At 64.9% G+C, this 24,524-nt stretch carries 23 protein-coding genes and 1 other RNA gene; 7 read left to right on the top strand and 17 right to left on the bottom strand.

The window, feature by feature from the left end:
• Position 1: 1 nt before the first annotated feature.
• The 3 genes from RQX22_RS18700 to RQX22_RS18690 all read right to left on the bottom strand — a co-directional run bounded on the left by RQX22_RS18700 (position 2) and on the right by RQX22_RS18690 (position 4,181).
• Positions 2–2,467, bottom strand: coding sequence for a TonB-dependent receptor domain-containing protein (locus tag RQX22_RS18700; protein ID WP_315728631.1), 2,466 nt, complete (start codon positions 2,465–2,467; stop codon positions 2–4).
• A gap of 170 nt (positions 2,468–2,637) precedes the next feature.
• Entirely contained in the window at positions 2,638–3,681 is a 1,044-nt protein-coding gene (locus RQX22_RS18695) for a FecR family protein (protein WP_315728630.1), read from the bottom strand.
• Entirely contained in the window at positions 3,678–4,181 is a 504-nt protein-coding gene (locus tag RQX22_RS18690; RefSeq protein ID WP_315728628.1) for a sigma-70 family RNA polymerase sigma factor, read from the bottom strand. Before RQX22_RS18690 ends, RQX22_RS18695 begins: the two co-directional genes overlap by 4 nt.
• A 126-nt stretch (positions 4,182–4,307) precedes the next feature.
• On the opposite strand from RQX22_RS18690, the gene RQX22_RS18685 reads away from it, so the two are divergent.
• The 3 genes from RQX22_RS18685 to RQX22_RS18675 all read left to right on the top strand — a co-directional run bounded on the left by RQX22_RS18685 (position 4,308) and on the right by RQX22_RS18675 (position 8,190).
• Positions 4,308–5,321 (top strand): polyprenyl synthetase family protein, encoded by a 1,014-nt coding sequence (locus RQX22_RS18685; RefSeq protein WP_315728626.1) that lies wholly within the window; start codon positions 4,308–4,310, stop codon positions 5,319–5,321.
• A gap of 66 nt (positions 5,322–5,387) precedes the next feature.
• Positions 5,388–7,850, top strand: coding sequence for an ATP-dependent helicase HrpB (gene hrpB, locus RQX22_RS18680; protein ID WP_315728625.1), 2,463 nt, complete (start codon positions 5,388–5,390; stop codon positions 7,848–7,850).
• 61 nt (positions 7,851–7,911) lie between these two features.
• The gene (locus RQX22_RS18675; RefSeq protein ID WP_315728623.1) at positions 7,912–8,190 is read left to right on the top strand and encodes an ETC complex I subunit; all 279 of its coding nucleotides are present in this window, start codon (positions 7,912–7,914) and stop codon (positions 8,188–8,190) included.
• Here RQX22_RS18675 and RQX22_RS18670 read toward each other — a convergent pair.
• The 4 genes from RQX22_RS18670 to RQX22_RS18655 are packed head-to-tail and all read right to left on the bottom strand — an operon-like array spanning position 8,187 to position 10,832.
• A complete protein-coding gene (locus tag RQX22_RS18670; RefSeq protein ID WP_315728672.1) occupies positions 8,187–8,714 on the bottom strand; it encodes an NUDIX hydrolase in 528 nt (175 codons plus the stop codon). The genes RQX22_RS18675 and RQX22_RS18670 overlap by 4 nt on opposite strands.
• A 14-nt stretch (positions 8,715–8,728) precedes the next feature.
• Positions 8,729–9,394, bottom strand: a complete 666-nt coding sequence (locus tag RQX22_RS18665; RefSeq protein WP_410001667.1) for a TPM domain-containing protein — start codon at positions 9,392–9,394, stop codon at positions 8,729–8,731.
• A gap of 8 nt (positions 9,395–9,402) precedes the next feature.
• Positions 9,403–10,191 carry a TPM domain-containing protein gene (locus tag RQX22_RS18660; RefSeq protein WP_315728620.1) on the bottom strand — a complete coding sequence of 263 codons (789 nt, stop codon included), beginning with the start codon at positions 10,189–10,191 and terminating at the stop codon, positions 9,403–9,405.
• A 56-nt stretch (positions 10,192–10,247) separates the two neighbouring features.
• Positions 10,248–10,832, bottom strand: coding sequence for a LemA family protein (locus RQX22_RS18655; protein ID WP_315728618.1), 585 nt, complete (start codon positions 10,830–10,832; stop codon positions 10,248–10,250).
• 99 nt (positions 10,833–10,931) lie between these two features.
• Here RQX22_RS18655 and ssrA point away from each other — a divergent pair.
• Positions 10,932–11,299: a transfer-messenger RNA gene (gene ssrA / locus RQX22_RS18650) on the top strand.
• A 128-nt stretch (positions 11,300–11,427) separates the two neighbouring features.
• Positions 11,428–11,691, top strand: a complete 264-nt coding sequence (locus RQX22_RS18645) for a hypothetical protein (RefSeq protein ID WP_315728616.1) — start codon at positions 11,428–11,430, stop codon at positions 11,689–11,691.
• Between the two features lie 57 nt (positions 11,692–11,748).
• Here the strand turns inward: RQX22_RS18645 and pnp are convergent, their stop codons facing one another.
• The 9 genes from pnp to rimP form a co-directional block, all read right to left on the bottom strand.
• Positions 11,749–14,088: a polyribonucleotide nucleotidyltransferase gene (pnp, locus tag RQX22_RS18640; RefSeq protein ID WP_315728614.1), complete on the bottom strand. Its 2,340-nt coding sequence runs from the start codon at positions 14,086–14,088 to the stop codon at positions 11,749–11,751.
• 159 nt (positions 14,089–14,247) lie between these two features.
• The gene (rpsO, locus tag RQX22_RS18635; protein WP_315728670.1) at positions 14,248–14,517 is read right to left on the bottom strand and encodes a 30S ribosomal protein S15; all 270 of its coding nucleotides are present in this window, start codon (positions 14,515–14,517) and stop codon (positions 14,248–14,250) included.
• A gap of 17 nt (positions 14,518–14,534) precedes the next feature.
• Complete coding sequence (gene truB / locus RQX22_RS18630; protein ID WP_315728612.1) at positions 14,535–15,431, bottom strand: tRNA pseudouridine(55) synthase TruB; 897 nt, start codon at positions 15,429–15,431, stop codon at positions 14,535–14,537.
• Between the two features lie 54 nt (positions 15,432–15,485).
• Positions 15,486–15,863: a DUF6491 family protein gene (locus RQX22_RS18625; protein WP_315728610.1), complete on the bottom strand. Its 378-nt coding sequence runs from the start codon at positions 15,861–15,863 to the stop codon at positions 15,486–15,488.
• Positions 15,864–15,931: 68 nt separating this feature from the next.
• Positions 15,932–16,330, bottom strand: coding sequence for a 30S ribosome-binding factor RbfA (gene rbfA / locus RQX22_RS18620; RefSeq protein WP_315728608.1), 399 nt, complete (start codon positions 16,328–16,330; stop codon positions 15,932–15,934).
• A 24-nt stretch (positions 16,331–16,354) separates the two neighbouring features.
• Complete coding sequence (gene infB, locus RQX22_RS18615) at positions 16,355–18,865, bottom strand: translation initiation factor IF-2 (protein WP_315728606.1); 2,511 nt, start codon at positions 18,863–18,865, stop codon at positions 16,355–16,357.
• 12 nt (positions 18,866–18,877) lie between these two features.
• Positions 18,878–19,561: a DUF448 domain-containing protein gene (locus RQX22_RS18610; RefSeq protein ID WP_315728605.1), complete on the bottom strand. Its 684-nt coding sequence runs from the start codon at positions 19,559–19,561 to the stop codon at positions 18,878–18,880.
• Positions 19,542–21,167, bottom strand: a complete 1,626-nt coding sequence (nusA, locus tag RQX22_RS18605) for a transcription termination factor NusA (RefSeq protein WP_315728603.1) — start codon at positions 21,165–21,167, stop codon at positions 19,542–19,544. Before nusA ends, RQX22_RS18610 begins: the two co-directional genes overlap by 20 nt.
• Positions 21,168–21,178: 11 nt before the next feature.
• Positions 21,179–21,736: a ribosome maturation protein RimP gene (rimP, locus tag RQX22_RS18600; protein WP_315728601.1), complete on the bottom strand. Its 558-nt coding sequence runs from the start codon at positions 21,734–21,736 to the stop codon at positions 21,179–21,181.
• 203 nt (positions 21,737–21,939) lie between these two features.
• Between rimP and RQX22_RS18595 the strand changes: the two genes are divergently transcribed.
• Positions 21,940–23,082, top strand: coding sequence for a PQQ-dependent sugar dehydrogenase (locus RQX22_RS18595; RefSeq protein WP_315728599.1), 1,143 nt, complete (start codon positions 21,940–21,942; stop codon positions 23,080–23,082).
• Here RQX22_RS18595 and RQX22_RS18590 read toward each other — a convergent pair.
• Positions 23,079–23,762: an RraA family protein gene (locus RQX22_RS18590; protein WP_315728597.1), complete on the bottom strand. Its 684-nt coding sequence runs from the start codon at positions 23,760–23,762 to the stop codon at positions 23,079–23,081. The genes RQX22_RS18595 and RQX22_RS18590 overlap by 4 nt on opposite strands.
• 340 nt (positions 23,763–24,102) lie before the next feature.
• Between RQX22_RS18590 and RQX22_RS18585 the strand changes: the two genes are divergently transcribed.
• Positions 24,103–24,516: a DUF2946 family protein gene (locus tag RQX22_RS18585; RefSeq protein WP_315728595.1), complete on the top strand. Its 414-nt coding sequence runs from the start codon at positions 24,103–24,105 to the stop codon at positions 24,514–24,516.
• Positions 24,517–24,524: the final 8 nt, after the last annotated feature.

Here is a 24,524-nt window from a genome sequence, read left to right as displayed (position 1 = left end):
CCTAGAATGTCCGAGTGATATTGATCCCTGCTGTTCTTGGCCTAATGTAGTTAAAGGAAAATGCCGGAAATGTACCGAGGCCACCACCAAGAACGCCCTTGCTATTTGTAAGGTTGTTCACGAACATGTTCAAAGACCATGACTTAATTTCGAAGCCCGCCTTGAAATCGATCTTCGTGTAGGACGGATATAATTGCCGCGCACCACCCGTGAACTCGCCTTCTCGCTTTCCTACATAGGCAACGGAACCCGAAATGAGTCCGGTCCCATCAAACATCGGAAAACGCTGCTCAAGGGAAGCTGCCGCTGAATAGCGGCTGCTATAGGGTAGGCGATCGCCCGCATCGGCGAACGCGGAGCTGTTGGCCGGCAACGGGCGTGTCAGCTCGGAATCGTTGTACACCCCCCACAGGGACGCGGTCATTCCACGAATCGGCCGGGCTTCGATCGAAAATTCGATACCTTGGCTGCGGCCCCGGCTTGCATTGGCCGTATAGGTCAGGAACGTCGCCTGATCGAGCAGACTGATCTGTATGTCTCGCCAATCCACGTAGTAAACGGACGCATCTACGGATAAGCTGCGATCCAGAAACTCGCCCTTCAGCCCGATCTCATAATTCCGCGTCTTATCCGGACCGAAAGTGGCAGGAATGGCTGCGGATTGGTTTGGATTTGGGCCACCCGGGCGATAGCCCGATGCGAGCCGCGCATAAACCATCAAATCCGAGGTGACCCTGAACCGAGGCGTAAAGAGATACGTGAAGGATTCATCCTGAGACTCGACCTCGGGCGCAATCACGGGCGAAGGCGCGCCAAGGAAAATCGGGACCAAAGGACCGAATGACGAAATCTGGTAGCTTTGTTCGTTACTGCTCCAACGACCGCCAATCTGAACGTCGAAACGGTCGGATATCTCAATGGTCAAGTCGGCAAATAGCGCCGCCTCGGAATATTCCTGATCGATCCGCTGGTCCAACGCCTGCGACACGCGATCGTAACTGACGGGATCCACCAGTACGAAACCGCCATTCGCGTCGGTGCGCTGGTGGGTATAGAAGACACCGGCCAGCAATTCGAGGCGGCTGCCGATTGGTGCGGTCGCGCGAATCTCCTGGGAGAAGTTGCGAGTCTTGTTATCCTCCGCAAAGGCTACCCCGCTCACTCCGAACAATGCCCCGGTCAAACCTCCGAGCGCGGCGCTGACGTCGTAGGAATCCTCGCTTTCGCCGACCGTATAGCCAGTGATGGAGGCAAGATCGAGCCTTCCCAGCTCAGCATTTGCGTGGGCTGTGAACGAATAGACTTTGCGGTCATGGCCTCCGAGACCGCCCAGATAAGCATGCTGGAATCGGTCGAGGCTCGGCAGAAGATTCACCTGCGACGAGCCGTCCGAATTCCTCCGCTGAAAGAGAGCGCCTAACTTCAGGCTGAAGCGGCTGAACGGCTCCCATAAGGCTGCCACCCGGCCACCGACCACATTGGTGCGATTGACATCCTCTTCGCCGGTCGTGACGTTGTCGACATAGCCGGCGTCGCTGTTCACAAATCCGCTGGCTCTGACTGCAAGGGCGCTTCCTATCGGCAAGTTGATGGCACCGCTGACGCTATAGCCAGGTTCATCGCCATAACTCGTGCTGCTAAGGCCAGCCTGAATGCGTCCGTTGGTTTCTAGCAGTTCGGGCGCTTTCGTGACGTATTTAATGAGACCACCGAGACTGCTGGCGCCATATAGGGTACCTTGGGGACCCCGTAATATCTCGATCCTGGAAAGCTCGTTCGGGTCCGCGTCGGGTGCCGGGCTGAACGACGAAACGACCACCGACGATCCGTAGGGCACGTCATCGATCGTGAAGCCAACAGTAGGCGTCACATAGGCCCCTGTCGTGATTCCGCGTATGGCCATGGACGGCGATCCGCGGTTGTCCATGGAAAAATTGAGACCGGGAACGGCGGTATAATAGTCCTCCAGCCGCCGGCGATTGCTCTCGACGAGACGATCAGCGCTGAGCGCGGTTACTGGGACCGGCACGTCTTGAAGCCGCTCCTCACGCTTCTGCGCTGTCACGACGATCTCGTCAGTCTCGCCCTTGACCGAAATATCCCCGGTCTCTGCTTCTCGAGCCTGGAGTGCTTGCTCCCCCAATGCCGAAGTCGTCCGCGCATCCGGCGACGCCGTCGAACCTTCCTGCGCAGCGGGTGCGGTCCGCTGGAGCACCAGCACGCCGCGCACGGCCCTGCGGACCGACAGGCCCGTGCCGGCGAGGAGGCGATCGAGCGCCTGAGGGGCGGTATAGGTGCCCGACACCGCGTTGCCGCGCTTGCCGCGGACGAGCGCGCCACTGAACGTCACCTGCTGGCGGGAGACCTGCGCGAAGTTACGGAGGGCCGATCCGAGATCCTGGGCGGGAATGTCGAACGCATAGGTCTGCTGCTGAGCGAGGAGCGGCGCCGGTGCCGCGACCGCCACGGCCACCGCCGCGATTGCCAGGGATGTCAGATAATGTGCCCGGATCCTCATGTCTTTCCCCCTCGAAGCGGACCGTTCATCGGTCTTCCGGGGAGATAAAACGCATCAGGTTCGAATCTCCGCCCACGGCCTGCGAAGCGGGCAAGGAAGGCTGACGCAGCGGCCTCTCGTCATTGCGCGCTGGCGATGAGGATATTGCCGGACCGGTCGCGGATCCGGACCGGGAGTATCTCGCGCACGCCGACGACGAAGGCTTCGACGTCGCCCGCGTTGAACACGCCGTTGACCTGCATCGCGGCGGCGGCCGGGTCGGCAAGCTCGACCTTGCGCGCCGAATAGCGGTTCACCCGCTCCACCGCGGAGGCGAGCGGTTCGTCGATGAAGGTAAGCTGGCCCGATTCCCACGCCAACGACCGGGAAAGATCGGCGGCAACCACCGAGGCGGTCGGTCGGGAAAGATCGCTGATCAGCTCGCGGCCCGGCTTCAGTAGCCGCTCGGCCGGAATCGATTTCGCTGCAGCCAGGCGCAAGGGCTCAGGCTCGACGCCGTCGGGGCCGCGATCCAGCACCGCGACCTGGCCTTCGTAGAGGATGACGTGCATCCGCCGCCGCACCAGCTCGACGCTGAACGACGTGCCGGTCGCCACGACCATTTTGTCGCCGGCCATGACGCTGAACGGCTTGAGCGGGTTCTTGGCGACGTCGAACTTGGCCCTGCCGGCCACCAGCTTCAGATCCCGCCGATCGCCGCGGAGCCTGACCTCGACGGCGGTCGCGGCATCGAGCGAGAGGCGCGATCCGTCGTCCAGCATGACGATGCGGCGTTCGCCGACGGCGGTCCGGTAGACGATAGGCTGGTTCGCCCACCAATAGGCACCGCCGATCAGCAGGGCCAGGAAACAGGCGGCGATCGCCATCAGCCTGCGCAAGGCGCCGGCATCATGCGCCCAGCGGGCGCGATTGCGCCGCCGATAGGCGGCGAGGGCACGCTCCCGTATCGGGATGAATTCGGGGGCGGTGGATGCCTCCCCGAAGCGGTGCCAGACCTTGACCGCGTTTTCGAGCGCGGAGAGATTGCGCGGATCGGCGGCGATCCAGACGTCGAACGCCTGCTGTTCACCGCCGCTCAAGGCGCCTTCGGCCAGCCGCATGCACCATTGGCCGGCCTGTTCGAGCCGGTCCTGGCCTTCGTCGGGTGCCGCCGAACCGATCACAATTCATCCCCGAAGCGGCCAGTGAGAAAGGCCATGGCGACGGTGAGGTGCTTTTCCACCGTCCGGACGGCGATGCCGAACGTATCGCCGATCACCTGCTTGTTCATATGTTCCAGCCGATACAATGTGAAAATCGTCGCGGTAAGTTCCGGAAGCTCGTCGAGCGCCGCGCGCATCGCGGCGATCGAATCCCGCCCCGCCGCCACGCGGTATGGATCGAGCATCTCGACATTCTGCGCCTCGATCTCCCCGAGCGAGGCGCGATAGTCCGCACGGATACGGTTTCGGCGCTGCCGGTCGCGCAGCAAATTGGCCGCGATCTGGAACAGATAGCCGCTGTTCCACTGCTGCCCGGAACGGCCGGAAATCCGGGCGAACACCTCCTGCGTCAGATCCTCGGCGTCGCTGCGATCATGCACGCGGCGCAGGAAATAGGCCATCAAAGCCGGGCGATATTCCCTGCTGAGGTGCACCACGTCACTGACAGTTTCCGCCGGCATCACCCTCTTCGATACATTTTCCCTGCCACCTTAAACGCATGAAGGCATCTTCTCCGCCCCGTGGCGGGGGGCCATCGTCACCCCTTACTTGCCTTTGCGCCGACAAACGAGCAAATCGCAGCCGCAATGAGCGCCACCATCCATCAGCTCGGCCCGAGCCGCAGCCCGTCCCTCGATCCGATCATCCAGCTGGTCGCGGCCGATCTCAATCACGTCAACACCGTGATCCTGGAGCGGATGCAGAGCAAGGTGGCGCTGATCCCCGAACTGGCCGGCCATCTGATCGCGGGTGGCGGCAAGCGGATGCGGCCGATGCTGACGCTGGCCTGCGCGCGCCTGCTCGATTATCCCGGGTCGCGTCATCACAAATTGGCGGCGGCGGTCGAGTTCATCCACACGGCGACCCTGCTGCACGACGATGTGGTGGATGGATCGGGCCTGCGCCGCGGCCGCCGCACCGCCAACATCATCTGGGGCAATCCGGCCAGCATCCTGGTCGGCGACTTCCTGTTCAGCCGCAGCTTCGAGCTGATGGTCGAGGACGGCAGCGTGAAGGTGCTGCGCATCCTGTCGCGCGCTTCCGCGGTGATCGCCGAGGGCGAGGTCGACCAGCTGACGGCTCAGCGGCAGGTCGAAACCGACGAAGATCATTATCTGGGCATCATCAGCGCCAAGACCGCCGCCCTGTTCGCGGCCGCCTGCCGGATCGCCGCCGTCGTCGCCGAGCGCGACGAGGATGTCGAACAGGCGCTCGATGCCTATGGCCGCAATTTGGGCATCGCCTTCCAGCTGATCGACGATGCGATCGACTATGCCTCCAGCGCCGAAGCGATGGGCAAGGGCGTCGGCGACGATTTCCGCGACGGCAAGGTCACCCTGCCGGTCATCCTCGCCTTCGCCCGTGGATCGGACGAAGACCGCAATTTCTGGCGCGAGGCGATGTCGGGCGGGCGGATCGACGACGAGGACCTGGCACATGCCACCCGGCTGCTGCGGCAAAGCGGCGCGATCGACGACACGATCGCCCGTGCCCGCACCTATGGCCAGCGGGCCATCGACGCGCTCGGACCATTCCCCGCCGGCAAGGCCAAGTCCGCGCTGGCCGAAGCCGTCGAATTCGCGATTTCGAGAGCTTATTAGGATCCGCGAACACCCGTCCCCCTTGTGCCCGCTCTGAACACGAATGCAGGGGAGGATTCTGACGAAATGACCCGTCTTCCGATCCATGAAGTCCTGCCGGCGCTGATCGCTTCCCTGAAGACCGGTTCCAATGCCGTGCTCGTCGCTCCTCCCGGCGCCGGCAAGACCACCGCCGTGGCGCCCGCCTTGCTCGGTGAAGATTGGTGTACGGGCGACATCCTCCTGCTCTCCCCGCGGCGGCTTGCCGCGCGGGCCGCGGCCGAGCGGATGGCCGAATTGGCAGGAGAGCCGGTCGGGGGGACGATCGGCTATGCGACCCGGCTCGATTCGAAGCGGTCGGCCAAGACCCGCATCCTGGTCCTGACCGAAGGCATATTCCGCAACCGCATCCAGGCCGATCCCGACCTCGCAGATGTATCCGCCGTGCTTTTCGACGAAGTGCACGAACGCAGCCTCGACAGTGATTTCGGCCTGGCGCTGGCGCTCGACGCGCAGGCGGCGTTGCGGCCCGATCTCAGGCTGGTGGCGATGTCGGCGACGCTCGACGGCGGGCGCTTCTCGGCGTTGATGGGGGCACCGGCGCCGATCGAAAGCGAGGGACGCAGCTATCCGATCGCCCTTCGCCATATCGGACGGACCGCCGAAAGGCGGATCGAGGACGACATTGCTGCCGCCATCCGCCGCGCCCTGGCGGAAGCCGAGGGCGGCCTGCTCGCCTTCCTGCCTGGCGTGGCGGAGATCGAACGAACGGCGGAGCGGCTGGCCGATCTTTCCGCCGATGTGCAGCTCCATCGTCTGCACGGCAGCCTGGACCCGGCCGCCCAGCGCGCGGCGATTTCTCCCGCGCCACCAGACAAGCGCAAAGTGGTGCTTGCGACCGCCATCGCCGAGACCAGCCTCACGCTGGATGGGGTGCGGATCGTCGTCGACAGCGGCCTCGCCCGTCGCCCGCGTTACGATCGCGCCGCGGGCATTACCCGCCTGGTCACCGAGCGCGCCAGCCAGGCGGCGGTGACACAGCGGGCCGGGCGCGCGGGACGACAGGGGCCCGGCACCGTCTATCGGCTGTGGGAGGAAGCGGCGACTGCCAGCCTGCCGCGGTTCGACCCGCCGGAGATCGCCGAGGCCGATTTGAGCGCCCTTCTGCTCGACTGCGCTATTTGGGGCGTGAACGATCCCCGCCAGCTCGAATGGCTCGATCCGCCGTCCTCCGCCGCGGTCGAGGAAGGCCGCCGGCGCCTCCTGTCCCTGAACGCGATCGACCAAGACGGCCGCCCGACCCCGCACGGCAAAGCCATCGCCGCGCTGCCGCTGCCGCCCCGGCTCGCGCACATGATCGTGGCGTCCGCGGAACAAGGGTGGGGAGAAACGGCCGCAACGGTCGCCGTCCTGCTGTCCGAGCGGGGCCTGGGTGGCAATGATGTCGACCTGGAGCTGAGGGCAAGGCGCTGGCGATCCGAAAAGAGTCGCCGAGCCGAGGCGGCACGAGGCCTGGCGCGACGCTGGCAGAACCTCTCCGCGGGCGGCGGAAAGGCGGGAGGCAGGGGCGAAATCGGCGCCTGTGTCGCGCTCGCATTCCCCGATCGGGTCGCAAGGCGGCGCGGTGCGAACGGCGAGGACTGGATCTCGGTCGGCGGCCGCGGCTTCCGGCTCGATCCGCTGTCGCCGCTCGCACGCGAGGATTGGCTGGCCGTCGCGGAAGTCAGCGGGACCGCGGCAGGCGCGCGCATCCTTTCGGCCGCTTCCATCGACGAGGAGAGGGTGAAATCGCTGTTCGGCGACCGCATCACCGACACCGCCCAACTCAGCTTCGACCCGGCAACCGGATCAGTCCAGGCGCGCAGCGGCCGCAGGCTCGGCGCGATCATCCTCAAGCAGGGCCGCGATCACAAGGCGCGGCCGGAGGAAATCGAAGCGGCACTAATGGACGGCGTCCGGAATCATGGCCTCGCTTTATTGCCCTGGAGCGCTTCCGCGCGCGCGTTGCGGACGCGGGCGGCCTTTGCCGCCCGCTTCGACGCTTCGATCCCGGATCTGTCCGACGCGGCTTTGCTCGAAAGGATGGACGAATGGCTGCCGCCACTGCTCGCCGGCAGGAAACGCCTGGGCGAGATCGAGCCGGGCGCGCTGAGCGGAGCGCTCGACGGACTGATCGGATGGGACGGGTGCAAGGCGCTGGACCGGCTGGCACCCGCCGCCTTCACGACGCCCGCCGGAAGCAGCCATGCCATCGACTATGAAGCGGAAGGCGGCCCGACCATCACCGTCCGGGTCCAGGCCCTGTTCGGAATCGACACGCATCCCGCCGTCGCGGGCGGGCGGGCGCCGCTCGTGCTGAGCCTCACCTCGCCGGCCGGGCGGCCGATCCAGACCACCCGCGACCTGCCCGGTTTCTGGGCCGGAAGCTGGTCGGCCGTGGCCAAGGAGATGCGCGGGCGCTATCCCAAGCATCCCTGGCCCGACGACCCCGCCCGCGCGGATCCCACCCTGCGAACGAAGAAAGCGACGGAGCGGCAGGGAAAGAGTTGATTCCACGACCCGCTTTGGGCAATTCGCGTCCTCGATCAGCAAGACGGCACCGGAGCAGGACATGGCAGCGCGTATCTTCCAGCGATCCAAGAATGCGATGCAGTCGGGCAAGGCCCGCGCCGACGAATGGGTGCTCCAATTCGAATCGCATCGTCCGCACCTTCCCGATCCGCTGACCGGCTGGTCCGGCGGCGCTGATACCCAGGCGCAGGTCACGATCCGCTTCGACACGCTGCAGGCCGCCCAGGCCTATGCCGCGCGCGAAGGCATCGCCTATCATCTGGTGCCCGCATCGACGCCAAAGCTGAAGATCCAGTCCTACGCCGACAATTTCCGTTAAGCTGGGGAGGTCGACCGGCCCAGAAATGCCGGTCCCAACAGAAGCAGCAATTTGACGTCGATCGCCACGCCCTCGGCGCGCTTCGCCTCGATGAAGGCCGGGATTTCCGCCATGGCGACGCGGTAGACCCTGATATCCTCGCCCGCGACGCCGCCGCCCTCGCCCACTTTCGCCAGGTCCTCGGCGCGCAGCAGGGTGAAACCTTCGGAAGACATTCCCGGCGAAGCGTGAAATCGGCCGAGATCGGCCATCCGTCCGGCGCGATAGCCCGTTTCTTCCTCCAATTCCCGCATGGCGGCGGGCACGACGGCCTCGCCATCCGCTTCGTCGCCGACAAGACCGGCCGGCAATTCCAGGCAGAGCCTGCCGAGCGGAACCCGATATTGCTCCACCAGGATGACATGGCCGTCGTCGATGGCGAGGATGACGGCGGCGGTGACGCCACGGGTGCGCGAGACGAATTCCCAGGGCCCTGCTTGTTTGACCTCGATATATTTTCCGGCCCAGGCGGTTTCGGCCGGCATTGCGGTCGTTCGGCTCACAGGACGATCAGCCGATCCGGCAATTCATTGCTGTTCTCGGCCGTCTTGGGGAGGCATTCGGCGACGACCAGGCCGATCTTCTCGACGGCTTCCGCCATGCCCTGACCGGGCCGGCCGGCTTTCACATTGTCGATCAGACCGGCCATCGCCTCGCCCCACATTTCAGGGGTGACCCGGCTGTGGATCGCCTCGTCCGCCACGATCTCCGCGCGATGTTCGCGCAGGGACAGATAGAGGAGGACTCCGCTGCGCCCCTTCGTACGCTTTTCGGCGCCGACCCGGAACATCTCGATCGCGCGACGGCGGACCCGCCGCGTCTTGGTGCTGCCCGGCGTCAGCGCCATCCTGAGCGGCGGATAAGCCAAGGCATAGCGCACGATCAGGAAGACCGAGGCGAGCTTGACGAACAATAAGAGCATGAACGTGCCGCGCGTCAGATCGTGGTTCCAGCCGAGGACGAGGCCGAAGGCCCAGTCGATCACCGTCTGCGGCAGGAAACCCCAGAGAGCCGGCACGAGCAGCATGGCGAGCACCGCATAATGAAGCCCGACATCATGATAGGAATCGGATTTTTCGGCGACGATCGTGACGATCTCCGCATCGCTCTTCCGTTCGGCCGCCGTGACGGCCGCCGTTACCAGATCATGGTCCTTGTCCGTCATCCCGACCATCACCATCCCCCCGATGCGCCACCGCCGCCGAAGGAGCCGCCGCCGCCGGAGAAGCCCCCGCCGCCGCCCCAGCCGCCGCCAAAGCCGCCGCCGGATCCGCCGCTGCCCCAGCTGCCGCCGGTGCCCGGTCCCCAAAGGATGATCGGCGCGCCGCCGCGGCGATAGCGGCGCCCGCGTCCCGCACGGCTGCCGATCATCGGAATGACGATGAACAGGAGCACCGCGCCCCAGAAGATGAGGGGGAAGATGGAGCCGCCATCCTCGCGCCGATTCGCCTGTTCCTGCTCCCCGATGGCGCGGGCACGCGCCTCGCCTTCGGCTTGCGGCAGCTGCAGCATCGTGATGATCTGATCGGCTCCGGCCTGGATACCGCGTGCGAAATCACCCTTCTTGAAGGCGGGCGTGATCGAATTGCGGATGATGACGCTGGAAACGGCATCGGTCAGCACGGGCCGGATGCCATAGCCGGTCTCGATCCTGATCTTGCGCTCCTTCACGGCGACAAGAAGGATAGTGCCGTCATCCTCGCCCTTTCGCCCGATCCCCCAAGTGCGGCCGAGACGATAGCCATAATCCTCGATCGTCCTGCCCTGCAGGTCGGGCACCGTCGCGACGACGAACTGGCGGCCACTATTCTCCTCCAGCGCCTCCAGCTTGCCGGCAAGTGCGGCCTCGTCGGCCGGCGGCAGCAGATCGGCATTGTCGACCACGCGCCCGGTCAGCGCCGGGAAGGTCTGCGCTGACGCCACGACCGGCACGGCCAAGGCGAGCAGGAAGAGCAAGGCCAAGCGGAATAGGTTGCGAGGCTCCCGCAGCCGGCTCGGATACGATGTCGACAAGGCGATCAGCTGTTATTGCCGAAATCGACCGTCGGCGCCTTGTCGGCTCCGCTGGCGGCCTGGAAGGGCACTTTCGGCTCCGAGCCATAGAAGATCTTCGCGCCGATCACGTCCGGGAAGGTGCGAATGCGAGTATTATAGGCGCGGACGGCCTCATTATAGTCGCGCCGCGATACCAGGATGCTGTTCTCGGTTCCTTCGATCTGGCTTTGCAGCGTCAGGAAATTCTGGTTCGACTTCAGATCCGGATAGGCTTCGAAGGTGGCCAGCAGCCGCCCGAGCGATGAGCCAACCGCCGACTGGGCGTCGTTGAAGGCCTGCACCTTGGCGGGATCGTCGAGATCGCCGGCATTGAGCTGAACCTGGGAAGCGCGGGCGCGGGCGTTGGTGACTTCGACCAGCACCTCACGCTCCTGATTGGCGTAGCCCTTCACCGTTTCGACCAGATTGGGGATGAGATCCGATCGGCGCTGATATTCCGACTGGACATTGGCCCAGGCCGCATTGACCTGCTCTTCCGCAGTCGGGATCGAGTTGATGCCGCAGCCGGACAGCGAAACGATGGCGACCGGCGCGACAAAAGCAGTCATCAAACAGTTCATATCCTTGCCTCCCATGGACCTGTTCCGAAACGAAGTAGGGGTTCCGGCGCCTTCCCGCAATGTCACCCGCGGGATCCGCTCAGCCCTTCACTTTCAATTCATCCGCGATCGCCTATATAAGGTGGTGCCGGGTTCGCCCGGCTATGGCGATAAACGGCGGCGTGCAATAGGCGCAGCGGACCCGGGGGCGGTACCCGGCGGCTCCACCATCTGGGCCGATCGCCGGCACGAAATCTGTGTCGGCAATCGGCTTAACTGACGGGGCCGAACTAGGATCGACGTGTGTTGAAAAGCGCTGTTTTTGCCCGGCCTGAATGCGCCGTAAAACCGTTCAAAACCATAAGTGCCAACGATAACGAGGCTCTTGCGATTGCTGCGTAACCCCAATCCTCACGGATAAGGTTACCTAGACAAAAGCGCGGCAGGGACCACGCCGGGCAACAGAAGTGGAAACCAGCGGTTTGGGGAGCACCGGGCAACAGAAGCTCCCCACTTCCCATCGAAATCGGAAAGCGGACGCGAAGCTGGACCTGGACGTCCCGATAGCGGATTGTGGGCGCTCATCGTCATGAGGGGTGCAAGGATGAAGCTTGTCTACAGCCTGTCGGCCGCGATGGCCGCTTTCGCGCTGACCGCGTGCCAGGAAGACCGGATCGAGAATATTCAGACCGAGGCCGAGAACCAGTCGCAGCGGCTGGAGGCACGCGCCAACGAGATCATCGCCGAGGCCGAGAACAGCAGCGACGCAACCGCGACGACGCTGGAAAACGAGGCCGCCGCTTTGCTGAACCAGACCGGCCCGGCCGCCGCCACGAACCAGAGCCAAACGACCAACAGCGCCAGATAGGAAAAAGGCTGCCGGATCGCTCCGGCAGCCCCTTTTCTTGCCTCATCGGCCGAACGCTCAATCGTCGTCGTTGCGGGTCAGGAAGGCAGGCGCGAATTCGGGATCGCCCCCTTCTTCCTTGCGCTCCGGACGATCGCCGCGTTCCGGACGTGGGCCGCGGTCGCCACGATCCCGATCGCCGCCGCGTCCGCGACTACGGTCACGACCACGGCCGCCATCGCCGTCACGGCGCGGACCGCGATCGCCGCGGTCTCCGCGCGGACGATCCTCCCGGCCTTCGCGCGGCGGACGCGTGTCTTCCAGTTCCTCGCCGGTTTCCTGATCGACGACGCGCATCGACAGGCGGACTTTGCCGCGCGGATCGACTTCGAGGACCTTGACCTTCACTTCCTGCCCTTCGGACAGGGCATCGGCCACGCGTTCCACGCGGTCATTCCTGATCTCGGAGACATGGACGAGGCCGTCCTTGCCGCCCATGAAGTTCACGAAGGCGCCGAAATCGACGAGATTCACGACCTTGCCGGTGTAGATCTTGCCGACCTCCGCTTCCTCGACGATCCCCTGGATCCAGCGGCGGGCCGCTTCGATCTGGCTGAGATCGGACGAACTGATCTTGATCAGGCCTTCATCGTCAATATCCACCTTGGCGCCGGTTTCCGCGACGATCTCGCGGATCACCTTGCCGCCGGTGCCGATGACGTCGCGGATCTTCGCCTTGTCGATCTGCATCGTCTCGATGCGCGGGGCATGGGCCGAAAGCTCGGTGCGGGTGTGATCCAGCGCCTTGGCCATTTCGCCGAGGATGTGGGCGCGGCCGGCCTTGGCCTGGTCGAGCGCGACCCGCATGATCTCCTCGGTGATTCCGGCGATCTTGATGTCCATCTGCAGGGAGGTGATGCCCTCGGTGGTTCCGGCCACCTTGAAGTCCATGTCGCCGAGGTGATCCTCGTCGCCGAGGATGTCGGAGATGACCGCGAAATCCTTGCCTTCCAGAATGAGGCCCATGGCGATGCCCGCCACCGGACGCTTCAGCGGAACGCCGGCATCCATCAGCGACAGCGACGCGCCGCAGACGGTCGCCATCGAGGAGGAGCCGTTGGATTCGGTGATGTCGGCGAGGACGCGGATCGTGTACGGGAATTCGTCCTTGCTCGGCAGCATCGGATGAATCGCCCGCCAGGCGAGCTTGCCGTGGCCGACCTCACGCCGTCCCGGGGCGCCGAAGCGGCCCACTTCGCCGACCGAATAAGGCGGGAAGTTGTAGTGCAGCATGAAATGTTCGTAGCTGAGGCCGGTCAGGCCGTCGATCATCTGCTCCGAATCCTTGGTGCCGAGCGTCGTGGTCACGATGGCCTGGGTTTCGCCGCGGGTGAACAGAGCCGAACCATGGGTGCGGGGCAGGAAGCCGACCATCGCCTCGATCGGACGAACCGTCTTGGTGTCGCGGCCGTCGATGCGCCGGCCTTCCTTGAGGATGGCGGTGCGGACGATCTCCGCTTCCAGCTTCTTGCCGAGCTTGCTCGCCTTCAGCTTGGTCGCCGGATCAGCGTCGGCATAAGCGTCCTTCAGCGGCGTCTTGGCGGCGGCGATGGCGGCAACGCGTTCGGCCTTGCCAACCAGCTTGTAAGCGGCTTCGAGACCGCTGCCAGCCAATTCGCGCAGCTTGCCGAGCAATTCGTTATTGCCCTCGCTGCTGGCCAGTTCCCAAGGCTCCTTGGCGGCCTGTTCGGCCAGGCGGATGATGGCGTCGATCACCTTCTGGCTTTCGCGATGGGCGAACATCACCGCGCCGAGCATGACGTCTTCCGAAAGCTCCTTGGCTTCGGATTCGACCATCAGCACCGCATCACGCGTGCCGGCGACGACAAGCTCCAGCGAGCCTGCCTTGATTTCGTCCATGGTCGGATTGAGCTGATATTCGCCGTCGGCATAGCCAACGCGCGCGCCGGCGATCGGGCCCATGAAAGGGACGCCGGACAAGGTCAAGGCAGCCGAAGCGGCGATCATCGCGACGATGTCGGGCTCGTTTTCGCCATCATAAGAGAGGACCTGCGCGATCACGAGGACTTCATTGTAGAAGCCTTCCGGGAAAAGCGGCCGGATCGGCCGGTCAATCAGGCGGCTGGTCAGCGTTTCCTTTTCGGTGGCGCCGCGCTCGCGCTTGAAAAAGCCGCCCGGAATGCGTCCGGCCGACGAGAATTTTTCCTGATAGTGAACGGTGAGCGGGAAGAAGTCCTGCCCTTCCTTCACATTCTTGGCCGCAGTCACGGCACAGAGGACGACGGTTTCGCCCAAGGTGGCCAGCACCGCGCCGTCCGCCTGGCGAGCCACGCGGCCCGTTTCGAGTGTCAGGGTCTTTCCGCCCCACTCGATTTCCACTTTCTTCATGTCAAACATCTATTTTCCTTCCGTCCGGCCGCCCTATGCGACCGGGGCCTGTGTCCGGGCACCTGCCCGTCTTGGTGGACCCCCTTGGTCCGTTCCGCACGCCGCCGAATGCGGACGCCCGGATATGCGAAGCGGCCCCGGACTTTGGAGGTCCGAGGCCGCTTCAATTCACTTGCGGAGACCGAGCTTCGCGATGAGATCGGTGTAACGCTGCGCATCCGTCTTGCGGAGATAATCGAGCAGCGAGCGGCGCTTGTTGACCATCATCAACAGGCCGCGCCGGCTGTGATTGTCCTTGGCGTGCGTCTTGAAATGTTCGGTGAGGTTGACGATGCGCTCCGTGAGGATCGCAACCTGGACTTCCGGCGACCCGGTATCTTCGGATCCGCGGGCATTGTCCTTGATCAATTCCTGCTTACGTTCGGCTGTGACCGACATCATCTACTCCTTCATTGCTAGAGGTTGAAGCCGCGCACCACCCGAAGTTCCCCCTCGGAAAGCTCCACGAGCGCGACCGGAACAGACTGGTCGATCGCGAGATGGAGCCCTGGCTCTGCGGCAATCCCGGCCAGTTTCCGCCCCTTGCGGAGCAGGCTTGCCTGGTCGGGCGTGACGGAGAGAGCCGGGATGTCGTCCAGCCCCGCCGTCAGCGGCAAGAGTGCCTGTTCAAGCTGGCGGGCCTTAGCGAGCTCCGCCAATTTGTCCAGCGAAATCGCGTCGTTCAGAGCGAAGGGCCCGGCCTTCACGCGCCGGAGCATCGCGACATGTCCAACCGTAGCGAGCGCGGAGGCGATGTCGCGGGCCAGCGAGCGAATATAGGTGCCCTTCGACACCCGCGCGCGCAGCGTCACCGTTTCCAGCGACAGGCCAGTGTCACCATCGGCCAGGCGGACGAGATCGTGCACGACGACCGCACGCGGCTTCATGACCGGGGCCTCGCCGGCGCGCGCCATCGCATAGGCCCTTTTGCCATCCACTTTCAGCGCCGAATAAGCGGGGGGCACCTGCTCGATCGGACCGGTGAAGCGCGGCAGGATATCGTCGACCGCGCCAGGTGACGGCCGGACGTCGGATCGGGCGACTTCGACACCCTCGCCGTCCAGCGTGTCCGTTTCCACACCGAAGGCGATGGTGAAATCGTAAATCTTGTCGGCATCGAGCATCCGGCCCGAAAGCTTGGTCGCCTCGCCAAGGGCGATCGGCAGCACGCCGGACGCCAAGGGATCAAGCGTGCCGCCATGGCCGACCTTCACCTTGGGATAATCGCCATCGCGCAACGCACGCTTGACCGCGCCGACGATATTAGTCGAGCCGGGCCCGACCGGCTTGTCGATGATGATCCAGCCATGCATGCGCCCTGCCGTGTAGGAGTTTCCGCGGCGCGCACCAAGCCGGTCGGGGCAGGCCTAGCTTCCCTTAAGCCTTTTCGCCTTCTTCGGCGGCGGACCGGGCACCGCGACCAGGCTCTGGACCGGACAGCGGTCGCGGCCGACGCGGATCGTCGAGAAGCGGTCGAACGTGTCGTTGCCGCGCGTCTCGAAGCCGATCCGCTCCGTGAAACCGAGGTCGAAACAGGGCCCCATCAGCTCGGCGCGATACCAGCGCCGATGCGAATCCTCGATATAGAGGGTGTCGCGATCGATGGCGCGCCAGTTGCGGATGCCGCCATGATTGACGAAGGGGATGCGCGCCTCGGGCGCGGGTTTGGCCGCTGGCGGGCCGGCAGCGGCAGGCGTCGCGAACAGGGCCGTCGCGACGAGGATCGGTGCAAATAAGGTCTTCAAGTCAAATTCCACCAGTCTCATGTTCAACCTTCTCCTACCAGAAAGGCGCTGAACCGAGGCTGACCAGTTCAATCGGGATCGGAGGCGAGGTCCCGGGCGACTTTGGGGGAACGAAGGATCGAATCGATCTGGCTGCCCTCGTCGAAGCTTTCGTCCGGCAGGAATTTGAGATTGGCGGCATATTTGGTGTTCACACGCTTCGCGACCTCGCCGCGAAGGTAACGGACATGCTTCTTCAACGCTGCCAGCACCTCAGCCTCGTCCGCACCGAGCAACGGCTTCACGAAGACGGTGGCGTGGCGGAGATCCGGCGACATCCTGACCTCCGTCACCGACACCAGATGGCTCGCCAGCACTTCGTCATGAACATCGCCCCGCATCAGCAGGTCGGACAGAGCGTGGCGCACCTGCTCGCCCACGCGCAGCAGACGGACCGATCGTCCTTCTGAACTTTCCTTCTGACCCATCGGCGTTCCAGACAAGGGAGCGGACTACAACGTCCGTTCGCGTTCCTCGACCTCGAACGTCTCGAGGAAGTCTCCGGCCTTGATGTCGTTATTGCTTTCGAACGTGACACCGCATTCGAGGCCGGCGCGGACTTCGGCGACATCGTCCTTGAAGCGCCGCAGCGATGCGATCGCGCCATTATAGATGATGACGTCGTCGCGCATGATGCGGGCCTTGAGCGCCTTGCGGATATAGCCTTCGGTGACGAGCAGACCGGCAGCCTTGCCATGCTTACCGGCGGAGAAGACCTCGCGGACCTCGGCGCGGCCGACGACATTCTCGATCATCAGCGGCCCCAGCTCGCCGGCCATGGCCGCGCGCACCGCATCCGTCAGATGATAGATGACGTCATAATATTGCAGCTCGACCCCGTTGCGCTCCGCAATCTCCCGCGCCTTGGCATTGGGCCGGACGTTGAAGCCGATGATCGGCGCGCCCGAGGCGCCGGCCAGGGTGACATCGCTTTCGGTGATGCCGCCGACGCCGGAATGGAGCACGCGGACCTTGATGTCCTCGTTCGAGATGCGGTTGACCGCATTGACGATGGCTTCCGCCGAACCCTGCACGTCCGCCTTGATGACGAGCGGATAGACCTTGGCCTTGTCCTCCTTCGACGCGAAGATATTTTCCAGATTGACCGGCGCGGTGGTGGTGCGCTTGCGATCGATCACGGTCTGGCGATAGGCCGCGACCTCGCGGGCGCGAGCGTCATTTTCGACGACCGTGAACAAGTCGCCGGCCGACGGCACCCCGGACAGGCCGAGCACCTCGACCGGAACCGACGGACCGGCTTCCTTAACCTGGCGGCCCTTGTCGTCGATCATCGCACGGACCTTGCCGCTGATCGCACCGACGACGAAGATATCGCCAACCCGAAGCGTGCCCCTTTGCACGAGCACAGTCGCCAGCGGACCACGGCCCTTGTCGAGCTTGGCTTCAACCACGGTGCCTTCCGCCGAGCGGTCCGGATTGGCCTTCAGCTCCAGCAGCTCCGCCTGCAGGTGAATGGCCTCCAGCAGCTTGTCGAGATTGGTCTTCTTGAGGGCCGAGACTTCGACATCCTGAACCTCGCCGCCCATCGCCTCGACCATGATCTCGTGCTGGAGCAGTTCCTCGCGGACCTTCTGGGGGTTGGCGCCCGGCTTATCGATCTTGTTGATCGCAACGATCATCGGCACGCCGGCCGCCTTGGTATGGTTTATCGCCTCGATCGTCTGCGGCTTCAGCCCGTCGTCGGCCGCCACCACCAGGATGACGATGTCGGTGACGTTGGCGCCGCGGGCGCGCATCTCGGTAAAGGCTTCGTGACCGGGCGTGTCGAGGAAGGTGACCTTCGACTTGTCGGGCAAAGCCACCTGATAGGCACCGATATGCTGGGTGATGCCGCCGGCCTCGCCGGACACCACGTCGGCACCGCGAATGGCGTCCAGCAAGCTTGTCTTGCCATGGTCGACATGGCCCATGATGGTGACGACGGGGGGCCGCGGACGGAGCGTTTCCGGCGAATCCTGCTCGCCGCCGACGCCGATTTCCACGTCAGATTCGGACACGCGGTTGATGCGGTGACCGAATTCCTCGACCAGCAGCTCGGCCGTATCCTGATCGATCGCCTCGGTGATGGTGACCGGCATGCCGAGCTTGAACAGCGATTTGACGAGATCGGCGCCACGCTCGCCCATGCGCTTGGCGAGTTCCTGTACGGTGATCGCCTCTGGGACATCGACGTCCCGGACCTGTTTCGCCGACGGTCCGGATTGCTGATGTGCGCGCTTTTCCTTCTCGCGGGCACGCTTGAGCGCCGCGAGCGAGCGGGCGCGGGCGCCGCCCTCGCCATCGTCGAGCGCGCGGCTGACCGTAAGTTTGCCCGATTGACGGCGGTCGTCGCGCGGCGTCCGGGTCGGACGGGCCGGTTCCGGCCGCTTGGCGGCAGGCGCATGATGTTTGGGGCGGCCTGGACGATCGTCTTCATCCTCGGCGGGCGCCGGCGCCGTAGCGGCAGGCTGGGGACGCGCCGCTTCCTCGGCGGCCAGACGAGCCGCTTCTTCCGCGGCGACACGCGCCTCTTCCTCGGCGCGTCGATTTTCTTCCGCGCGCCTTTTTTCTTCCTCGGAAGATTGCTGGGCCTGGCGGTCCTCGCGGCGCCGCGCCTCTTCCAACGCGGCCATGCGGGCTTCCTCGGCCTCGCGCAGAAGCCGTTCCTGAAGCTCGCGGCGCGAGGCGGCGTCCGTTGCCGGACGTTGCACGGGCTTGGGCGCGACCGGAGCGGGAGCCTTGGCGACCGGAGCGGGCGCAGGCGCAGGCGCGGGCGCCTCCTCGACCTTGGGCGCCTCGGCTTCGCCAGGGCGACCGAGTATCCGCCGTTTCTTGACCTCCACCACGACCGTATTCGACCGGCCGTGGCTGAAGCTCTGCTTCACCTTGCCGGTTTCGACCGTTCGTTTGAGGCCAAGCGGCGCACGCGCTCCCAGCTTCGGCTTATCTGTCGTCTCGCTCATAAAGTCCTTCGTTCAATTCACAGCCGACGCATCCGGCGTGCGCGCCGTAGCGGCTACCCCATCATTCGGTTCGATAAAAGCGCGCCACCGATCCAGCGCATGACGTACACGCGCGGCGGCAGCCCGGTCGATCAAGGCGATATGTACCACATTCTGACGCCCGAGCGCCAATGACAATATGGTCCTTTCGCCCGGGAAAACCAGCCCTTGCCCCTCGCCGCCCCCGACTCTCAGGGCCTGATCCAGCTTACGCCGGCCATCCTCGCCCGCATCGGACGCATGAAGGAGGAGGTGGACTTCGCCCCGACGAGCCGCCACCTCGATCTTCTCATGACCGGTCAAAAGGGTGCCGGAACGCGCCTCCAGGCCAAGCCGATCGAGCAAAGTCCGGCGCAGCGCGGCCTCGATCTTTTCCCCCAGGTCCGGAGCGACGGAAAGCTCGGCGGTCTTGAAGGCCCGCGTCAGGGCGCCCTTCAATCTGCCCTTGGCAAGAGCGGCGTCGAACGCCTCCCGGCCGACGCCGATCCAGGCGCCGCGGCCGGGCGCCCGCGCGCGCACATCGGGCGCGACCTGGCCGTCCGGACCCAAGGCCAGCCGGATGAGATCGTCCCGCGCCGCGTGCCTCCCGGAAAGGATGCACTTGCGCTCGGAACCCTCGGCAGCTTGCGCTACGCGCTCATTGTGAGGATTCCGCAACCGCGTCCTCCCCGTCGGAAGCCGGCGCGTCGTCCTCGAACCAATGCGCGCGGGCAGCCATGATTATCTCGTTGCCCTGCTCTTCGGACAGGCCATAATCGGCGAGCACCCCGCCTTTGTCCTCGGACCGGTTGTTTTCCTGCCGGCGGCGCGGCTCTACCCTCTTCTTCTGCACCAGCTCATCGGTGGCGAGATCGGCGAGGTCGTCGAGCGTCTTGATGCCGGCCTTGCCCAAAGTGACCAGCATCGCCTCGGTAAGATAGGGCATTTCGGCGAGCGCATCCTCGACCCCAAGGCCCCGCCTTTCCTCGCGGGACGCCTCCTCGCGGCGCTCCAGCGCCTCGGTGGCACGGCTCTGCAGCTCGGCAGCGAGCTCTTCGTCGAAACCTTCGATCGACGCGATTTCGTCGGCCTGGACATAGGCCACTTCTTCCAGCGCACCGAAGCCTTCGGCCACCAGCAGTTGGGCCAGCGTCTCGTCGACGTCGAGCTCGTTCTGGAACATTTCCGAACGCTCCACGAACTCCCGCTGCCTCTTCTCGCTGGCATCGGCCTCGGTCATGATGTCGATCGCCGATCCGGTGAGCTGGCTGGCCAGGCGCACATTCTGGCCGCGGCGACCGATGGCGAGGCTGAGCTGATCGTCGGGCACGACCACCTCGATCCGGCTTTCCTCCTCGTCGATCACCACCCGCGACACGGTGGCCGGCTGCAACGCATTGACGACGAAGGTTGCGAGATCCTCGGACCAGGGAATGATGTCGATCTTCTCGCCCTGCATTTCCTGGACGACCGCCTGGACGCGGCTGCCCTTCATGCCGACACAGGCGCCGACCGGGTCGATCGAGCTGTCATGGCTGATGACGCCGATCTTGGCGCGACTGCCCGGATCGCGGGCGGCGGCCTTGATCTCGATGATGCCGTCGTAGATTTCGGGCACTTCCTGGGCGAACAATTTCTTCATGAAATCGGGATGCGCACGCGACAGGAAGATTTGCGGCCCGCGATTCTCGCGGCGGACCGACAAGATGAGCGAACGGGTGCGGTCGCCGACCCTGACGACCTCGCGCGGAATCTGCTGGTCGCGGCGGATGACACCTTCGGCGCGGCCGAGATCGACGACCACATGGCCAAACTCGACGCGCTTGACGACGCCGGTGATGATCTCGCCGACCCGATCCTTGAATTCCTCATATTGGCGCTCGCGCTCGGCATCGCGCACCTTCTGGAAAATGACCTGCTTGGCCGCCTGTGCGGCGATGCGGCCGAATTCGATCGGCGGCAGCGGATCGACGATGAAGTCGCCCATATTGGCGCCCGGCTGCAATTTCTCGGCATCCTTCAGGCTGACCTGCTTGAAATGATCGTCCACTTCCTCGACCACCTCGACGACGCGCCACAGGCGCAGGTCCCCGCTGGTCGGATCCAGCTTGGCGCGGATGTCGTTTTCCGCCCCGTAGCGGGAACGGGCGGCGCGCTGGATGGCGTCCTCCATCGCCTCGATGACGATATTGCGGTCGATCAGCTTCTCGCGGGCGACGGCGTCGGCGATCGCGATAAGCTCGGCCTTGTTTGCCGAGACGGCGGCTGTGGCGGCGGTGGCCATGAGTCTCAATCCTATCCTTCTGCTTTGATATCATCGGCGTCTTCGGACGCGTCGTACAAGAGTTCATCCGCCTCGTCCGCGACCAAAGGCGCGGTGGCGGCGATAAGCCGGTCGGTAATGACCAGTTTCGCGGAATGGATGCGATCGAAGGGCAGGCTGAACTCGCCGGCCTTATCGACTGCGATCCTGACATGGTCGCCTTCGGTTCCGATCAGGTCGCCATTGAATATTTTGCGGCCGTCCAGTTTCTCGGCGAGGACGATCCGCGCTTCATGGCCGGACCAATCGTCGAAATCCTTGAGACGGGTCAGCGGCCGGTCGATGCCGGGCGAGCTGACTTCCAGCCGATAGGCGTGATCGATCGGATCGCGTTCGTCGAGTAGGTCCGACAGCCGGCGCGACAGACGCGCGCAATCTTCCAGCGTCAGCTGGCGCGTATCGGGCCGCTCCGCCATCACCTGGAGGGTCGGATCGGACGTGCCGCCCAGCATCTTGACGCGCACCAGGGCCAGCCCTTCGGCTTCGGCCACGGGCTCGATCAATTGCATCAGCGCGGCGATGTCCGCCATTCCCACTCCAAATAATCAAAGGCCTGCCGCGCCGGCCCCGTCCCCGGGGCCAGCCTCAACATTGTTACCGATGTCGAGAAAGGCAGGCGCTATATAGGCTGGCGGCGCCTGCGGAGCAAGTGGATTAGGTGACGGAGGATTTCGTGGACGAAACCCTCGGCGGCTGCAAGGTTTAGACTCACTGGACCAGCGGAGACCCGACGATGCGCCTTCACATTCTCGCCGCCCTCATCCTCGCCGGCTGCGGCGTCTCCAACGACCCGATCCTTGGCGGCAACAGCGCCAGCGCACAGGCCGACCGGCCCGGTTTCGAGGTGCAGGAACTGGCCCAGTTCAAGGAACCATGGGCGATGGCCTTCCTGCCCGGCACGAACCAGGCCTTGATTACCGAAAAGGCAGGCAGGCTGCTGCTCTGGTCTGAAGACTCGGCGGCGGTGGAGGTGGCCGGCACGCCCAAGGTCGATTATGGGGGCCAGGGCGGGTTGGGCGACATCGTCCCGCATCCCGATTTCGCCCGCAACAGGCTAGTCTATCTGAGCTGGGTGGAGGCCGGGGAGAATGACACGCGCGGCGCCGTGGTCGGGCGCGCCAGGCTCGCCACGGACGGCGGCCCGCGCCTGGACGGGCTGGCGGTGATCTGGCGCCAGGATCCGAAGGTCACCGGCCGCGGCCACTACTCCCACCGCATCGCCTTTGCCCCGGACGGCCATCTCTTCATCACCAGCGGCGAACGGCAGAAATTCACCCCTGCGCAGGACATGAATCAGAATCTCGGCAAGGTGATCCGGCTGACCGACACCGGCGACGTCCCGAAGGACAATCCGTTCGCCACCCAGGGCGCGATCGCGTCGCAGATCTGGTCGCTCGGCCACCGCAACCTGCTCGGCATCGCCTTTGCCCCGGACGGGCGGCTCTGGACCCATGAAATGGGACCCAAGGGCGGCGACGAGGTGAACCTGATCGAGCGCGGGTCCAATTACGGCTATCCGATTGTTTCCAATGGTTCGCATTATGACGGCAAGGACATTCCCGATCATGATAGTCGGCCGGAGTTCAATGCGCCGGAAGTGTGGTGGAACCCGGCCATCTCGCCTGCCGGCATGATCGTCTATTCGGGCGGGATGTTCCCGGCGTGGCAGGGCGACATATTGATGGGCGCGCTGTCCGGCCAAGCGCTGATCCGCGTCGACGTCGATGGCGCCAGGGCCGCAAAAGGCGATCAATGGGATATGGACCGGCGCATCCGCGAAGTCGAACAAGGACCGGACGGATCTGTCTATCTGCTGGAGGACGAGCGGAACGGCGTTGGCGGAAAGTTGCTGAAGCTGGCGCCGGTCGGCGGCTAATCTCCCGGCGGGATATGCCGGGCCTGGTCGAGCTTGGAGGCGAGCCGGGCCGGATAGCGCGCGCCGCCGCGCGCGGCGCGGACACCTTCTTCATCGATGCGGAGCGCGTCCGGCAGGCGCTGCAATGCCGTTTCCATGTCCCCGGCGGCGATGATCGCGACCCCATCATCATCCGCGACGACAAGGTCCCCGCTGCGGATGCGGACACCGCCGAAGTCTACAGAACAGCCGATCGACGCCGGCCCCGATTGACGCGGGCCGAGCGGCGAGAGGCCGGAGGCATGGACGGGCAGGCCGATTTCCCTGAGACCCGCAAGGTCCCGTACCAGGCCGTCGGTGACGAGCGCGGCAAGCCCGATCCCGGCGGCCATGGCTGCGACCCGATCGCCGATGACGGCACAATCGCGATTGCCGTCCGTCGCAAGCAGGAGGATGTCGCCGGCCTGCGCCTGGGCGAGCGCAGCGAACACCGCGAGATTGTCGCCCGGCCCGGCGCGCGCCGTCAACGCCGATCCCGCCGCGACCCCGCTGCCGCAAAGACGGCGAACATGATGGCCGAGCGCCGCCGGCCGATCGGCGAGATTGGCGGCAATGCCGGAGGGCACGCCGGCAAAGGCCGCGATCCGGTCCGGCGGCACGCGCGTGAAGGCATGGATCAGGATTTCGACGTCTTCGACCATAGCAAGTTTCCGAATCAGGAAATGAAGACCGGCATGCTGCGCATCAGCGCCGGCTGCAGCGAGAATGGGCGATCATTGTCCTCATGCTTCGACCGGCGTCCCGCCCAAACATGACGGCCGATACCGGATATCTCGCCTTCGCCACCATGAATCGCGCTCCCGTCATGTCGCTCGAGCCGTTTCGGAAAATCCGACGCGGCGGTGCCGGCCGGCTAGCACGGATGCGCCGCCGGGCGAAAGTCAGGCGCCGATAGCGGAAATGTCAGACCATCGGTCATGGGCAGCGCTGACGCGCCTTTGGGCGAGACAGGAACGAGCATCCCCGCTAAAGGCGTTTGCCGTGCATCTGCTGCGTCGCCTCCTCTTCAAGAACCGTTGGATCGCAGGCGCGATCCTGGCGCTCGCGTTGATGATGAAAGTCGCAATGCCGGCCGGCTTCATGCCGACCATGTCCGATGGCCAGATCATCGTCAGCTTATGTTCGGGCACGGGTCCGACTGCGATGGTGATGACCATTCCAGGTCTCGAACATGGCCGGTCCGACAGCGACGGACAGCATGGGAAGACCGAGCAGCCATGTGCCTTCTCCGGCTTGTCGGCGCCCTCGTTGGCGGCGGCCGATCCAGGCCTGCTCGCGGCCGCAATCCTTTTCATTCTCGCACTAGGCATGCGCCCGCCTGCGGTACCAGCCACCAGGGCGCCACCCTACCTGCGTCCGCCCCTGAGAGGGCCCCCGGCGATCCAACGACTGTAAACGCCGCG

The sequence above is a fragment of the Sphingosinicella rhizophila genome, from assembly GCF_032378825.1.
Taxonomy (GTDB): domain Bacteria; phylum Pseudomonadota; class Alphaproteobacteria; order Sphingomonadales; family Sphingomonadaceae; genus Allosphingosinicella; species Allosphingosinicella rhizophila.
Note: the sequence above shows the minus strand (reverse complement) of the source record. Positions and strands in the feature narration are given on the sequence as shown.